This is a genomic window from Spirillospora sp. CA-108201, assembly GCF_050936235.1.
GTDB lineage: Bacteria > Actinomycetota > Actinomycetes > Streptosporangiales > Streptosporangiaceae > Spirillospora.
In genome coordinates, this window is sequence record NZ_JBNJNE010000001.1 from 3,645,597 (window position 1) to 3,658,910 (window position 13,314).

The 13,314-nt window shown below is 74.2% G+C and carries 16 protein-coding genes; 9 read left to right on the forward strand and 7 right to left on the reverse strand.

All coding sequences use genetic code 11. The annotated features are described in order from the left end of the window. Positions 1-82 precede the first annotated feature (82 nt). The gene (cofC, locus tag ACQEU6_RS17740) at positions 83-760 is read left to right on the forward strand and encodes a 2-phospho-L-lactate guanylyltransferase (protein ID WP_499333253.1); all 678 of its coding nucleotides are present in this window, start codon (positions 83-85) and stop codon (positions 758-760) included. 9 nt (positions 761-769) lie between these two features. After that, positions 770-988 (forward strand): hypothetical protein, encoded by a 219-nt coding sequence (locus ACQEU6_RS17745; protein WP_499333255.1) that lies wholly within the window; start codon positions 770-772, stop codon positions 986-988. A gap of 131 nt (positions 989-1,119) precedes the next feature. Here the strand turns inward: ACQEU6_RS17745 and ACQEU6_RS17750 are convergent, their stop codons facing one another. From ACQEU6_RS17750 to leuC, 4 genes are all read right to left on the reverse strand, one after another. After that, entirely contained in the window at positions 1,120-1,398 is a 279-nt protein-coding gene (locus ACQEU6_RS17750; RefSeq protein WP_499333257.1) for an HU family DNA-binding protein, read from the reverse strand. 158 nt (positions 1,399-1,556) lie between these two features. After that, positions 1,557-1,790, reverse strand: coding sequence for an SCO5555 family protein (locus ACQEU6_RS17755; protein ID WP_499333259.1), 234 nt, complete (start codon positions 1,788-1,790; stop codon positions 1,557-1,559). Between the two features lie 158 nt (positions 1,791-1,948). Further along, positions 1,949-2,536 (reverse strand): 3-isopropylmalate dehydratase small subunit, encoded by a 588-nt coding sequence (gene leuD, locus ACQEU6_RS17760; protein WP_499333261.1) that lies wholly within the window; start codon positions 2,534-2,536, stop codon positions 1,949-1,951. Positions 2,537-2,546: 10 nt separating this feature from the next. Further along, a complete protein-coding gene (gene leuC, locus ACQEU6_RS17765) occupies positions 2,547-3,998 on the reverse strand; it encodes a 3-isopropylmalate dehydratase large subunit (RefSeq protein ID WP_499333262.1) in 1,452 nt (483 codons plus the stop codon). A 145-nt stretch (positions 3,999-4,143) separates the two neighbouring features. Between leuC and ACQEU6_RS17770 the strand changes: the two genes are divergently transcribed. The 5 genes from ACQEU6_RS17770 to ACQEU6_RS17790 all read left to right on the forward strand — a co-directional run bounded on the left by ACQEU6_RS17770 (position 4,144) and on the right by ACQEU6_RS17790 (position 7,764). Next, positions 4,144-4,863 carry an IclR family transcriptional regulator gene (locus ACQEU6_RS17770; protein ID WP_258938490.1) on the forward strand — a complete coding sequence of 240 codons (720 nt, stop codon included), beginning with the start codon at positions 4,144-4,146 and terminating at the stop codon, positions 4,861-4,863. 129 nt (positions 4,864-4,992) lie between these two features. Next, on the forward strand, positions 4,993-5,622 hold the full coding sequence (locus ACQEU6_RS17775) for a MerR family transcriptional regulator (protein WP_499333265.1): 630 nt from the start codon (positions 4,993-4,995) through the stop codon (positions 5,620-5,622). A gap of 127 nt (positions 5,623-5,749) precedes the next feature. Next, positions 5,750-6,139 carry a YidH family protein gene (locus ACQEU6_RS17780; protein WP_499333266.1) on the forward strand — a complete coding sequence of 130 codons (390 nt, stop codon included), beginning with the start codon at positions 5,750-5,752 and terminating at the stop codon, positions 6,137-6,139. Beyond that, positions 6,136-6,438, forward strand: coding sequence for a DUF202 domain-containing protein (locus ACQEU6_RS17785; RefSeq protein ID WP_499333267.1), 303 nt, complete (start codon positions 6,136-6,138; stop codon positions 6,436-6,438). Before ACQEU6_RS17780 ends, ACQEU6_RS17785 begins: the two co-directional genes overlap by 4 nt. 93 nt (positions 6,439-6,531) lie before the next feature. Next, positions 6,532-7,764 carry an NAD(P)-binding domain-containing protein gene (locus ACQEU6_RS17790; RefSeq protein ID WP_499333268.1) on the forward strand — a complete coding sequence of 411 codons (1,233 nt, stop codon included), beginning with the start codon at positions 6,532-6,534 and terminating at the stop codon, positions 7,762-7,764. On the opposite strand, the gene ACQEU6_RS17795 is transcribed toward ACQEU6_RS17790, so the two are convergent. Next, a complete protein-coding gene (locus tag ACQEU6_RS17795; RefSeq protein ID WP_499333269.1) occupies positions 7,761-8,717 on the reverse strand; it encodes a LysR family transcriptional regulator in 957 nt (318 codons plus the stop codon). The two genes, ACQEU6_RS17790 and ACQEU6_RS17795, sit on opposite strands and share 4 nt — an antisense overlap. A gap of 70 nt (positions 8,718-8,787) precedes the next feature. Between ACQEU6_RS17795 and ACQEU6_RS17800 the strand changes: the two genes are divergently transcribed. Both ACQEU6_RS17800 and ACQEU6_RS17805 read left to right on the forward strand, forming a co-directional pair. Then, complete coding sequence (locus ACQEU6_RS17800; protein WP_499333271.1) at positions 8,788-9,186, forward strand: NUDIX hydrolase; 399 nt, start codon at positions 8,788-8,790, stop codon at positions 9,184-9,186. Between the two features lie 124 nt (positions 9,187-9,310). Further along, positions 9,311-10,462, forward strand: a complete 1,152-nt coding sequence (locus ACQEU6_RS17805; RefSeq protein ID WP_499333272.1) for a glycoside hydrolase family 113 protein — start codon at positions 9,311-9,313, stop codon at positions 10,460-10,462. Here the strand turns inward: ACQEU6_RS17805 and ACQEU6_RS17810 are convergent. Together ACQEU6_RS17810 and ACQEU6_RS17815 are read right to left on the reverse strand one after the other, a co-directional pair. Further along, positions 10,450-11,832, reverse strand: a complete 1,383-nt coding sequence (locus ACQEU6_RS17810; RefSeq protein ID WP_499333273.1) for an NADH-quinone oxidoreductase subunit N — start codon at positions 11,830-11,832, stop codon at positions 10,450-10,452. The two genes, ACQEU6_RS17805 and ACQEU6_RS17810, sit on opposite strands and share 13 nt — an antisense overlap. Next, on the reverse strand, positions 11,832-13,313 hold the full coding sequence (locus ACQEU6_RS17815) for a complex I subunit 4 family protein (RefSeq protein WP_499333275.1): 1,482 nt from the start codon (positions 13,311-13,313) through the stop codon (positions 11,832-11,834). Before ACQEU6_RS17815 ends, ACQEU6_RS17810 begins: the two co-directional genes overlap by 1 nt. Position 13,314: the final 1 nt, after the last annotated feature.

The following is a 13,314-nucleotide window of genomic DNA, read 5'->3' on the forward strand; positions in this document are numbered from 1 at the left end:
CGCCCCTCCCTCGATCCGTCCCACAGGTGAACCTGGGGTGTCCTCAAGTGTCGCGGTTGCGTGCGCATAGTGTCGAGTTGCCATGTCTACACCAGCACCCCCCGCGCGAACGCACGGGACGCCGCCGCTCCCGTGGTCGCTCGTCGTCCCCGTGAAGGTCCTCGCCAGGGCCAAGACCCGCATGTCGGCGGCGGCCGGGCCGCACCGGGAGGCCCTGGCGCTCGCGGTCGCGGCCGACACGGTCGCCGCCGCCCTGCGCTGCGACCGGGTCCGCCACGTGATCGTAGTCACCGACGACCCCCTCCCGGCGGCCGAGCTCGCCGCCCTCGGCGCCCGGATCGTGCCGGACGTCCCGGACGCCGGTCTGAACCCGGCCCTGGTCCATGGCGCCGGCCGCGGCCGCGAGCTGGCCCCCGACGCCGGAGTTGGCGCACTTTCAGCGGATTTGCCTGCTTTGCGGCCACAGGAGCTCGCGCGCGTCCTCGACGCCGCCGCCGCCGCGCCCGAGGCGTTCGTGCCGGACGCGGCCGGCGTCGGCACGACGCTCTACACGGCCCGCCCGGGCGTCCCGTTCTCCCCCGCGTTCGGCGGCGGTTCGCGGACCGCCCACCGCGCCCGCGGCGCCAGGGAGATCCTCCTGCCCGGCACCGACAGCGTACGCCGCGACGTGGACACTCCGGACGACCTCCGCGCGGCCCTGGCCCTCGGCGCCGGCCCCCGCACCGCGGCCGTCGCGTCCCGGATGTCCTCGTTGGCCTAGAGTCGGGGCATGCAGGGGACGGTGAAGGCGTTCGACGCGCAGACCCGCTCGGGGAGCGTGCTCCTCGACGACGGGACGGAGTTGGCCTTCGACACCGAGGCGTTCGCGGCGGGCGGCCTGCGGCTGCTGCGCTTCGGCCAGCGGGTGAACCTCGCACTGGACGGCGACCGGATCTGGGTCGTGACGCTGTCGACCTTCCCCCTCCCCACTCCACCAGAGACCGCCTGACCAGGCCCGCACGGCCAGAGCCCCCGGCGGGGCCCGTCTGGGCGAAGCTCGGTGCGCGGGTGCCCTGGGCGGGGCTGGAAACGCGTCAGCGCCCGGGACCGTGCGGTCCCGGGCGCTGACGCGGTGAGGCGTTACTTCTTGCCGGCCACCAGGTTCTTGAAGTCGGCGCCCGCCTTGAACTTGGGCACGGACGTCGCGGGAACCTCGATGGTCTTGCCCGTTGCGGGGTTGCGGGCCGTGCGGGCAGGCCGGTCGGCCTTCTCGAACGAACCGAAACCGGTGATCGCGACCTTGTCGCCCTTGGCGACGGCGGTCTGGATCGCATCCAGGATGGCGTCGACGGCCTCGGCTGCGGCCTTCTTGCTGCCCAGCCGGTCAGAGATGGCGTCGACCAGCTCACGCTTGTTCATGGGTTACTCCTCTAGTTCCCCCCTTGCCCGAACGAAACTAAGGGAACCTCACCATGGACACAATCACCTGCACGCAAACGATGGCGTGTCGCTGGCGTTTTTGTCGGTCTCGCCCCCGTCTCGCCCGGTGACCGGACCGGATCCGGCCACTGCGCACGCTAACCGACGTCGGGCCCGTCTTGGAAATCGGCGAGGAACGCGTCCAGCCTGCGGGCGGCCAGTTCGGCGTCCCGTTTCGCCAGATCGGTGATCGCCAGCAGGTGCCGGATGAGCCGCCGCCGGTCCTGCGGCGGGAGCGGCGCCACGGCGCGATGAGCGTCACGCAACTGTCGCGCGAGCTGAGTCAATGCCGGATCGTCCCACTCTGGCCCGGTCCACGGGGCCGTGCTCACTTGAGGTCCCCAAACGGTCGGCGGTCGTTGCACACTAGGGGGATTCTCCCCCGCCTCCGCGCCGACCGTCTCGCCCGGGGTACGTTCGGGCGCGCCCGTGACGCCCGATATCTTCCGATACCTGGCATCACGGGCGTTGTGTCGTGGAGCCTCGCGGGCTACACCGTGGTGGGGAGCAGCGCGGTGCGGGCGGCCTCGAAGTCGCCGATCGCGTCGGCGTGGCGCAGCGTGAGGCCGATGTCGTCCAGGCCCTCCATGAGGCGCCAGCGGGTGTAGTCGTCGATCTCGAACGGCGCGGTGTCCGCGCCCCAGCGGACCACGCGCTCGCCCAGGTCCACGGTGATCTCCAGGGCGGGGTCCTTCTCGACCGCGCTCTGCAGCGCCTCGACCTGCTCGCCCGTGAGGACGACGGGCAGCAGGCCCATCTTCGTGGAGTTGTTGCGGAAGATGTCGCCGAAGCGCTGCGCGATCACGACGCGGAAGCCGTACTGCTGGAGCGCCCAGACGGCGTGCTCGCGGGACGATCCCGTGCCGAAGTCGGGCCCGGCCACCAGGATCCCCGCGCCCTCGTACCGCGGCTGGTTCAGGACGAAGTCCGGGTCCTCGCGCCAGGCCGAGAACAGGCCCTTGTCGAATCCGGTGCGGCTGACCTGCTTGAGCCACACGGCCGGGATGATCTGGTCGGTGTCGACGTTGCTGCGGCGCAGCGGCACCGCGCGCCCGGTGTAGGTGGTGAACGCTTCCATCGTGTCTCCTCTACAGGTCGGCGTCATTCTGGGGGGACGACCCCCCAGACCCCCCGGCGGCTTCGCCGAGGTCTTGGGGCGCGGCCAGGCGGCCGGTGACGGCGGTGGCGGCGGCGACCGCGGGCGACACCAGGTGGGTGCGGCCGCCCGGCCCCTGCCGGCCCTCGAAGTTGCGGTTGGACGTGGAGGCGCTGCGCTCGCCGGGCGTGAGCTTGTCGGGGTTCATCGCCAGGCACATCGAGCAGCCGGCCTCGCGCCACTCGGCGCCGGAGGCGGCGATGACGGCGTCCAGCCCCTCCTCCTCGGCCTGCTTCTTGACCTTCATGGAGCCCGGGACGACCAGCATCCGGACGCCGTCGGCGACCTTGCGGCCCTCCAGCACGCCCGCGACGGCGCGCAGGTCCTCGATGCGGCCGTTGGTGCAGGAGCCGACGAAGACGGTGTCGACCGCGATGTCGCGCAGCGGCGTCCCGGCGCTCAGGCCCATGTACTCCAGGGCGCGCTCGGCGGACTGGCGCTGGACCGGGTCGTCGTAGGACGCGGGGTCGGGCACGGCACCGCCGAGCGGCAGGCCCTGGCCCGGGTTCGTCCCCCAGGTGACGAACGGGGTCAGCTCGGCCGCGTCGATCACGACCTCGCGGTCGAAGACCGCGTCGTCGTCGGTGCGCAGGGACGTCCAGTGCTCGACGGCGCGGTCCCAGTCCTCGCCCCGCGGGGCGTGCGGGCGGCCCTTGAGGTAGGCGAAGGTGGTCTCGTCAGGGGCGATCATCCCGGCGCGGGCGCCGGCCTCGATGGACATGTTGCAGACCGTCATGCGGCCCTCCATCGACAGCGACCGGACGGCCTCGCCGCGGTACTCGACGATGTGGCCCTGCCCGCCGCCGGTGCCGATCCGCGCGATGATCGCCAGGATCAGGTCCTTGGCGGTGACGCCCTCGGGCAGCGCGCCCTCGACGGTGACGGCCATCGTCTTCGGCCGGATCTGCGGCAGCGTCTGCGTGGCGAGGACGTGCTCGACCTCGCTGGTGCCGATCCCGAAGGCGAGGGCGCCGAACGCGCCGTGCGTGGAGGTGTGCGAGTCGCCGCACACGACGGTCATGCCGGGCTGCGTCAGGCCGAGCTGCGGGCCGATGACGTGGACGATGCCCTGGCCCTCGTCGCCCATCGGGTGCAGCCGGACCCCGAAGTCGGAGCAGTTCTTGCGCAGCGTCTCGACCTGGGTGCGCGACACCGGGTCGGCGATCGGCTTGAGCAGGTCCGTGGTCGGGACGTTGTGGTCCTCGGTGGCGATCGTCAGGTCGGGGCGGCGGACCTGGCGGCCCGCCATCCGCAGCCCGTCGAACGCCTGCGGGCTCGTGACCTCGTGGACCAGGTGCAGGTCGATGTAGAGGAGGTCGGGCTCGCCCTCGGCGTGCCGTACGACGTGCGCGTCGTACACCTTCTCGGCCAGTGTTCGGCCCATCACTCCACCTCACCTGTGCTGATCGTCGATCGTGCTGGTCGTCGGCCGTGCCGGCCCCCGCCGGCGCGCGGCGCGGTCCCGGTCGTCCCGGGCGGCGCGGCCGCCTCGATTTGCATCTCAAATTACGAGACGGCAATATCAATGCATGGACAACTCTAGCGGAGTCGGCGTACTTGACAAAGCGGTGCTCGTGCTGAACGCGCTGGAGGCCGGTCCGGCCTCGCTCGCCCAGCTCGTCCAGACGACGGGACTGGCGCGTCCCACCGCCCACCGGCTCGCCGTCGCGCTGGAGCACCACCGCCTCGTCCACCGCGACACGCAGGGGCGCTTCATCCTCGGCCCGCGGCTGGCCGAGCTCGCCGTCGCGGCGGGCGAGGACCGGCTGCTCGCGATCGCCCAGCCCATCCTGGCGCAGTTGCGCGACCACACCGGCGAGAGCGCGTCGCTGTTCCGCCGCCAGGGGGACGTGCGGGTGTGCGTGGCCGCCGCCGAGCGCACCAGCGGCCTGCGCGACACCATCCCGGTCGGCGCGGCGCTGCCGATGACGGCGGGGTCCGCCGCGCAGATCCTGCTCGCCTGGGAGGAGCCCGACCGGCTGCACCGCGGGCTGCGCGGCGCCAAGTTCGAGGCCACGACGCTGGCGTCCGTGCGGCGCCGCGGCTGGGCGCAGAGCGTCGGCGAGCGCGAGCAGGGCGTCGGCTCCGTCTCGGCCCCGATCCGCGGCGCCGCCGGACGGGTGATCGCCGCCGTCTCGGTGTCCGGCCCCCTCGAACGCCTGACCCGCTCCCCCGGGCGCCTGCACGCCGCGCCCGTCGCCGCGGCCGCCGAGAAGATCTCCGAGGGCATGCGCCGCACCGCCTCCTGACCGTCCGCGCCGGTCGTCCGTCCTGATCCGGCCGCGGTGCGAATCACCATAAGCCGGACGGACCTGGGATTGTGCCGGTCTCCGCGCCTCCGACCTCGCTACCGTTGCCTTCGGTCAAGGGGGTGCAACGTGCAGATCTCCGAGCTCAGCGACCGCAGCGGCCTGACGGTCCAGACGATCAAGTTCTACATCCGGGAGGGCCTGCTGCCGAAGGGCTCGTCGGTGAGCGCCACGCGCTCGGAGTACGACGGGCGGCATCTGGAGCGCCTCCGGCTGATCAGCGCGCTGCGCGAGGCGGGCGACATGCCGATCGCATCGATCCAGGAGATCATCGATGCCATCGAGGACGACCGGGTCGGCATGCACGAGCTGTTCGCCACCACGCAGCACGCGGTCGGCCCGCACGTCGCCGCGCCGCACGACCCGCACTGGCGGGCCGCCCGCGAGGACGTCGACGCCCTCGTCCGCGAGCTCGGCTGGCAGGTCGGCGACCGCGCCCCCGCCCGCGACCTGCTGGCGCACGCGTTCGTGGCGCTGCGCCGGCTCGGCTTCCCGATCACCCTCAAGGACCTGCGCCCCTACGTGAAGGCCGCCGCCGAGGTCGCCGAGCACGAGATCGGGCGGGTCATGGACGGCGCCCCCCGGGCCCGGACCGTCCATTCGCTGCTGGTCTCGACGATCCTCTACGAGCAGGTCCTCACGTCCCTGCACCGGCTGGCCCAGGAGGACGCCTCGGCCCGCCGCTTCGGCAGCGCCTGACGCGGCCGAAGGGCGCGCGCCCCGCGCCCATACCACGCCCCACCAGGCATTTCCGGGATAGACGGTCGGAATTGCCATTCATAACCCGTATTAGGGCCATCACTTTCTTGGCCTAATATGAAAGGCGATGACCGCGACCACGCCTCCGGGCTCCTCGGGCGGCAGGTGGACCGACCGCCTGCTCGCCGAGGGCAACGACCCCGATCCGCGCTTCACCATGGCCAACGAGCGCACGTTCCTGGCCTGGATCCGCACGGCGCTCGCGCTGATCGCGGGCGGCATCGGCCTCGCCCTGGCCGGCGACCTGATCGATTCGCCGCTGCGGCAGGTGCTCGCGGTCGGCTTCGCCGCGGGCGGCGCCCTGGTCGCGGCGCTGGCGTTCCGCCGGTGGCTGCGGACCGAGCGTGCTCTGCGCCGCGACGAGACGCTGCCGCCGCCCGCGCTGGCCCCGGTGATCTCCTACGGGCTGGCGGGCGCCGCGATCATCCTGCTGGTCGCGCTGCTGGTCACCCGGTGAGGCTGCGGGACCCGGGCGCCCAGCCGGAGCGGACGGCGCTGGCGTGGTCGCGCACCATCCTCGCCCTGGTCGGCGCGGGCCTTCTGTGCGTGCGGCTCGCCCCCTCGGCTCCGGGCACGGTCCTCGCGGCGGCGGTCGTGTGCGGCGGGGCCGCGCTGATGCTGCGCCGCACCCGCAGGAGCTTCCATGCCCGGCGCACCCTGCCGGCCGAGGCCGGCGCGGCCGACCCGGTCTCCATCCTGATCACGACCGGTCTGGCCGTACTGCTGGCGGGGGTCGCCGCCGCCTTCGCGTTCTGAGGCGCCCGCCGGGAGGCATGCGGGCAACGCATGACTGCCGTGCGAAGTCTTCGCTGGTGACATGAGTGCACGACGTCTAACGTCGGTCGCGCCATGACACGAATCGCTTTTCTCGGACTGGGACGCATGGGCGTCCCGATGGCCCGGCGCCTCATCGCCGCCGGGCACGACCTGACCGTCTGGAACCGCACGCCCGCCCGGGCCGCGCCGCTCGCGGAGGCGGGCGCCGCCGCCTGCGGCACGCCCGCCGAGGCCGCCCGGGACCGCGAGCTGGTCGTCACGATGCTCACCGACGCGGCCGCCGTCGAGGCCGTGCTGTTCGGCCCGGACGGAGCCGCCCCGGCGCTGCCGCCCGGGGCCGTGATCGCCGACATGTCGACGATCGGCCCGGACGCCGTCCGCCGCGTCCGGAGCCGGCTTCCCGGCGGGATCGGCCATGTCGACGCGCCGGTCTCCGGCAGCGTCCCGCAGGCGGAGGCGGGCGAGCTGGTGATCCTCGCGGGCGCCGAACCGGACGTTCTCGCCCGCTGCGGGGACGCCCTCGCCGCCCTCGGGGACGTCCGGCACGTCGGCCCGCCGGGCTCGGGCGCAGCGCTCAAGCTGGTGGCGAACAGCGCGCTCGTCGGGGGCTTCGCCGTCCTCGGCGAGTCGCTCGCCCTGGCCGACCGGCTGGGCGTCGACCCCGGGCTCGCCCTGGACGCGCTGGGACGCACCAGCCCCCAGGCCCGCCGCCTCAAGGAGCACACCGGCGGCGACTCTCCGCGCTTCACGCTCGCGCTGGCGGCCAAGGACCTCGGCCTCGCCCTGGACGGCGCCCGGCCCGCGGGCGTCCTGTCCGCCGTCCGGGACCGGACGGACGCCGCTCTCGCCGCCGGGCTCGGCGGCCACGACCTCGTCGCCCTCACCGACCACATCAGGAGGAACCCGCCCATGCGCGTGACGCTCGGCAACCCCGGCGCCGTCCCGGCTCCGCCCAACCCGGCCTACTCCCACACCGCCGTCGTGACGCAGGGCACGATGCTGTACGTGTCGGGGCAGATCGCCCTCGGCGAGGACGGCACGGTGGACGGGCCCGGCGACATGACCCGCCAGTCGGAGGTGATCATGTCGCTGCTGGAGCGGATCCTCGCCGCGCACGGGGCCGGGTTCGCCGACGTGGTCAACATCCGGACGTTCGTCACCGACCTGGACCGGTTGCGGGAGTACGGCGACGTCCGCAGGCGGCACTTCACCGGCCCGCCGCCGACCAGCACGACCGTCGAGGTGTCCCGGCTCTTCCACCCCGACGCCCTGCTGGAGGTGGAGATCGTCGCGGCCGTCCCCTAGGTCCGGGGCTCCCCGCCCTCGGAGCGCGGTCCGTCGGCGCCGCCGGACCGCAGCTCCGCGGCCGCGTCCTGGAGTTCCGCCAGGAACGCGGTGACGGGCGGGGACCTGCGCGCGTGCCGTCCGACCGCCGCGTAGACGGCGCGGCGCGGCCGGCCGGACGTCACGGCGCGCAGCACGACGCCGTCCCGCGCCATGGCCGAGGCCGCCAGCGCCGGGACGAGCGTGACCCCGAACCCCTCGGCGACCAGCCCCAGCTTGGAGATCCACTCGGCGACCCGCAGCGGCGTCCGCGGCACGAACCCGGCCGCCTCGCACCGGGCGCGCAGCGCGGCGATCGCCTCCGGGTCGTCGGCGACGATCCACGGCTCGTCCGCCAGTTCCGCGAGCGGGACGCGCTCGCGCGCGGCGAGCCGGTGGCCGGACGGCAGCGCGACGAGCAGCTCGTCGTCCAGCAGGGTCACCAGGCCGTCGGCGGCGATCGAGGGGACCTTGTGCGTGCTGACCAGCGCGAGGTCGAGGTCGCCCGCCTCCAGCATCGGCAGCAGGCGGTCGGTGGTGCCCTCGCGCAGCACCGGCTGGACGCCCGGGTGCCGGGCCCGGAACCCGGCGAGCGCGCGGGGGACGAGCGCGGCGTTGGCGGTGGGGAACGCGCCGAGCCGCAGGGTCCCGGTGTCGAGCCGGCGCAGCCCGTCGAGGGCGCGGGCCGTGTCGGCGAGCCGGTCGAGGAGGGCGCGCGCGTGCGGGAGCAGGTACTCCCCGGCGGGCGTCGGCCGCACGCCCCGGGCGCCGCGCGCGAACAGCTCCACCCCGCAGACGTCCTCCAGCGCCGCGATCTGCCGCGAGACGGCGGACTGCGTGTAGCCTTCGGCGGCCGCCGCGGCGGTGAAGGAGCCCAGGTCGGCGACGGCGACGAAGGTCCGCAGCAGGACGGGGTCGAGGGCTTCGGCACGCACCCCCGGAGCATACGGCCGGCGACGCCGCCCGCCCGCGCGCCGCCGGGCCTCCTGGGGGAGAATGACCGCCGTGGAAGATCTTGACGTCGTCGCGTGGGTCCAGGTGTCGGACGGCCGGATGCTCGCCGTCCGCTCGCGGGGCCGCGACCTGCTGTACCTGCCCGGCGGGAAACGGGAGGCGGGCGAGGACGACTGGTCGGCCCTGTCCCGCGAGGTCCGCGAGGAGCTGGATCTGGAGCTGGACCGGACGTCCTTCCGGGAGCTTGGCGTCATCCGCGCCCCGGCCCACGACCAGCCCGACTTCGCCCACGTCCGCATGGCCTGCTTCACCGCCGCCTACCGGGGCGCGATGGCGGCGGCCGGGGAGGTGGACGAGTACGTCTACGTCGGGCGCGGCGACCGGCACCTGCTCGCGCCGGCCGCGCAGGCCGCCCTCGACCTCGCCGAGCGGCACGGCCTGCTCGCCTGATCGACCTTCGGACCCCGCGCCCGGCGACTTTGGTCGCCGCGGGCGTGGTCCGGTGGCGGCTGCGCGGGCGTGGCCGCCCCCGGAAGGCTCGGTGGCGGGCGGCTCGACCACCGAGGAGCAGACCTTGCCACTGAAGAAGCCGGCGCCACCGGACCGACCCGCAGCACGGACGGAGCCCGCGGCGCGGGTCACCCGCAGGACCGTGCTCGCCGGCACGGCGGCGGCCGCCGTGTCCGGGGCCGCGGTGATCGCCTACGACGCGATGACCGGCGCCGCGCAGGCCGCGCCCGGCCGGCGGCGGCCGCTGCCGCAGCACGGCGTCAACTACGACACCGAACGCGAGGTGTGGAAGCCCGCGTACGTGCGGCGCGAGATCCGGGCGATCCGCCGCGACCTGCACTGCAACGCGATCATCCTTCTCGGCTCCGACCTGGGACGCCTCATGCTCGCGGCGCGCTGCGCGGCGCGGGAGGGCCTGTTCGTGTGGATCGAGGCCCGCCGGTTCGACCGGAACGCGCGCGAGACGCTGGCGTTCCTCACCGCCGTCGCCAAGGCGGCCGAGGGGCTGCGCCGCACCCACCCCGGCGTCGGGATCTCGGTCGGCTGCGAGCTGACGATCTTCATGGACGGGCTGGTGCCCGGCAGGGACTGGCGGGAGCGGGCCGCCAACCTCGGGACCCCCGCGGGCGAGGGCTGCAACGAGCGGCTGAACGCGTTCCTCGCACGGGCGCTCAGGACCGTCCGCCCCCTGTTCGGCGGTCGCCTCACCTACACCTCCGGCGTCTGGGAGGAGGTCGCCTGGCGCGGCTTCGACGTTGTGGGCGTCGACCTGTACCGGGACGAGACGAACGAGGCGACCTACGCCCAGGACGTCCGGGCCCTGCACACGTTCGGCAAGCCCGTCGTCATCACCGAGTTCGGATGCTGCACCTACCGGGGCGCGGACAGGCGCGGCGGCGACGGGTTCGACATCGTCGACTGGTCGCAGGACCCGCCCGTCATCCCGCCGGGCTACGTCCGCGACGAGGGGGCGCAGGCCCGCTTCATCTCCGAACTGCTGGACGTCTACGAGGCCGAGGGCGTGTACGGCGCGTTCGTGTACGACTTCATCGAACCCGACGGCCCCTTCTCCCCCGACCCGGCCCGGGACCTCGACATGGCCGGGTTCTCCCTGGTCAAGGTGCTCCCGCCGGAGACGGGCCTCGGCTACGAGAAGACCGGGCACTTCGAGCCGAAGCAGGCGTTCCGCACCCTCGCCCGCCGCTACGCCCCCTGATAGCCGGCGAGGGCGACGCCGCCGGCGATCCCGAGGACCAGGGAGAGGAGGGCGGCGGCAGCGGCGACCGCCGAGGCGGTCGCCGAGGCGGTGCGCGGCGGGCCGGACGGCCGCCGGAACAGCGGGACGATCCAGCGCAGGTAGTAGAAGACGCTGGCGACCGTGTTCACGGCGGCCACCACCGCCAGCCATGCGTGGCCGCCGTCGAGCGCGGCGCCGAACATCAGGACCTTCGCGACGAACACGGCGGTCGGCGGCGTCCCGACGAAGCCGAGCAGGCAGACGACGAGGGACAGGCCGAGGAGCGGGGAGGCGCGCAGCAGCCCGGCGTATCCGGCCAGGTCGTCGCGGCCGGCGGCGACGACGACCGCGAAGGCGCCCAGGTTCGTCACCGCGTAGGCGGCGACGAAGTACAGCAGCGCGGGCCGGGCCAGGTCGGCGCGTCCCGCCACCGCGACCGGGACGAGCAGGTAGCCCGCCTGGCTCACGGTCGAGTACGCCAGCAGGCGCCGGACGTTGTCCTGCCCGAACGCGGCGAGGTTGCCGAGCGTCATCGTCCCCGCCGCGATCACGGCGAGGAGGACGGGCCAGCCGGCCGGGGAGATCTCGGCGCCGAACCGGTACAGGGCGGCGAACGCGCCGACCTTGGGCACGGTGGTGACGTACGCGGCGACGGCGGGCGACGCCCCCTCCGCCACGTCCGGCACCCAGTACTGGCCGGGGACGGCGCCCGCCTTGAACAGCAGCCCGGCGAGGAGCGCGACGAGGCCCGCGGCGACCACCGCCGGGGGCGCGTCCGCGAGCCCGGCCCGCAGCGCCGGGTACGCGGTGCCGCGCCCGACGCCGGACAGCAGCGTCACACCGCCGAGCATGAACACCCCCAGCAGCGCGCCCATCAGGTAGTACTTCAGCGCGGCCTCGGTCCCGGGCGCGTCCTTGCCGAACCCGGCGAGCGCGTACGCGGGGATGCTCGCCAGCAGGTACGCGGCGACGAGGACGAGCAGGTCCGACGCGGCGCCGAGCATGATCGTCCCGAGCGCCGACAGCAGCATCAGGACGTGGTGCTCGCTCTCCCGCGGATGGCCGCGGACCGGCCCGGCCGCGAGGAGGACGGCGGCGAGGGTCGAGCCGAGCACGGTGATCCGGGTGACGTGCGTGATCGCGTCGACGGAGAAGACGTCGAACGCCATGAGGCCGGGGCGGCGCGCCGCGACCCCGGCGAGGACCAGGCCCGCGGCGAGCCCGGCCGAGCAGACCGCCGCGGCCGGCCGCTGCCGCGCCCGGGGCAGGAACATCCCCGCCACCAGCCCGGTCACGGCGGCGGCCAGGACGCACAGCTCGGGGGCGAGGTCGGCGGGGTTCTCGTTCATCAGCGGCCCACCAGCGCGACGACGGCCGCCGACAGCGGCTCGATCGTGTCGAGCAGGACGCGCGGCGCGACGCCGATGACCAGCGACAGTCCCAGCAGCGGGACGAGCGCTGCCAGTTCGGGCCGCCGCAGGTCGGTGACGAGCGGGGTCAGCTCCCCCAGCGGCCCGAGCACGGCGCGGTGCAGGACGCGCAGGAACAGCGCCGCCGTGAGGAGGATGCCGAGGACGGCCAGCGCGCCCGTGACCGCCGTCGCCGCCGTGCCGCTTCCGATCGTCCCCGCGAAGATCTGGAACTCGGCGATGAACCCGGACAGGCCCGGCAGCCCCAGCGAGGCGAACGCGGCCATCGCGGTCAGCGCGGCGAAGACGGGCGCGCCGCGCGCGATGCCGCCGAACCGTCCGAGGTCGTAGCCGCCCGCCCGGTCGTACAGGACGCCGCACAGCAGGAACAGCGCGCCGGTGACCAGGCCGTGGCTGACCATCTGCGTGACCGCGCCGGTGACGGCGAGCCGCCGCGCGTCCTCGTCCCCGGTCGCGTACCCGGCCGCGCCCAGCGCGAGGACGATGTAGCCCATGTGGCTGACCGACGTGTAGGCGACGAGCCGTTTGACGTCGTCCTGCGCCAGCGCGACCAGCGCCCCGTACAGGACGCCGACCAGCCCGACGATCAGGAACACCAGGGCGTGGCGGCGCCAGGCGTCCGGCAGCATCGGCATCGCGATCCGGACGAGGCCGTAGGTGCCCATCTTCAGCATGACCCCGGCGAGGATCGCCGACCCGGCGGCCGGCGCGTCGGTGTGGGCGGGCGGCAGCCAGGTGTGGAACGGCACGACCGGCGTCTTGACGCCGAGGCCGATCCCCACGGCGAGGAGCGTCAGCCCGGCCGGGCCGCCGCTCGGCGGCGGGGTCCGCGTCAGCTCGACCATGTCGAAGGTGTGGGGGTCGGCGCCCAGGTAGAGGCCGATGAACCCGAGCAGCAGGACGAGCGACCCGAGGAAGGTGTAGAGGAAGAACATCAGCGCCGACCTCGTCCGGTCGCCGTGCCCCCACAGCAGGATCACGAAGTACATGCCGACGATCGACAGGTCGAAGAAGACGAAGAACAGCAGCAGGTCGAGGGCGGCGAACAGGCCCAGGCAGACGGTCTCCAGGAAGAGGAACAGGATCGCGAACGCCCGCACCCGGCGGGTCTGCCGCAGCGAGTACACCGCGCACGCGGCGAACAGGACGGCGGTCAGGGCCAGCAGCGGGAGCGACAGGCCGTCCACGCCGACGTGGTAGCCGGCCCGGACGGACGGGATCCACCGCGCGTTCGTCTCGTACGCGATCCCGCCGCCGGTTCCGTGCGCGGCCCACATCCCGACGACGAGCGCGAGGTCCAGGACGGCGGCGCCGATCCACGTCCAGGGGACCGCGCGGCGCGGGACGGCGGGCAGCGCGAGCGCCACCGCCAGCGGCAGGAAGATCACCAGATTCAGCATC

Excerpts from the sequence above, each read along its gene's own strand:
- cofC (WP_499333253.1), top strand. The coding sequence starts at position 83 with ATGTCTACACCAGCACCCCCCGCGCGAACGCACGGGACGCCGCCGCTC.
- ACQEU6_RS17745 (WP_499333255.1), top strand. The coding sequence starts at position 770 with ATGCAGGGGACGGTGAAGGCGTTCGACGCGCAGACCCGCTCGGGGAGC.
- ACQEU6_RS17750 (WP_499333257.1), bottom strand. The coding sequence starts at position 1,398 with ATGAACAAGCGTGAGCTGGTCGACGCCATCTCTGACCGGCTGGGCAGC.
- leuD (WP_499333261.1), bottom strand. The coding sequence starts at position 2,536 with ATGGAAGCGTTCACCACCTACACCGGGCGCGCGGTGCCGCTGCGCCGC.
- leuC (WP_499333262.1), bottom strand. The coding sequence starts at position 3,998 with ATGGGCCGAACACTGGCCGAGAAGGTGTACGACGCGCACGTCGTACGG.
- ACQEU6_RS17770 (WP_258938490.1), top strand. The coding sequence starts at position 4,144 with ATGGACAACTCTAGCGGAGTCGGCGTACTTGACAAAGCGGTGCTCGTG.
- ACQEU6_RS17780 (WP_499333266.1), top strand. The coding sequence starts at position 5,750 with ATGACCGCGACCACGCCTCCGGGCTCCTCGGGCGGCAGGTGGACCGAC.
- ACQEU6_RS17790 (WP_499333268.1), top strand. The coding sequence starts at position 6,532 with ATGACACGAATCGCTTTTCTCGGACTGGGACGCATGGGCGTCCCGATG.
- ACQEU6_RS17810 (WP_499333273.1), bottom strand. The coding sequence starts at position 11,832 with ATGAACGAGAACCCCGCCGACCTCGCCCCCGAGCTGTGCGTCCTGGCC.
- ACQEU6_RS17815 (WP_499333275.1), bottom strand. The coding sequence starts at position 13,313 with ATGCTGAATCTGGTGATCTTCCTGCCGCTGGCGGTGGCGCTCGCGCTG.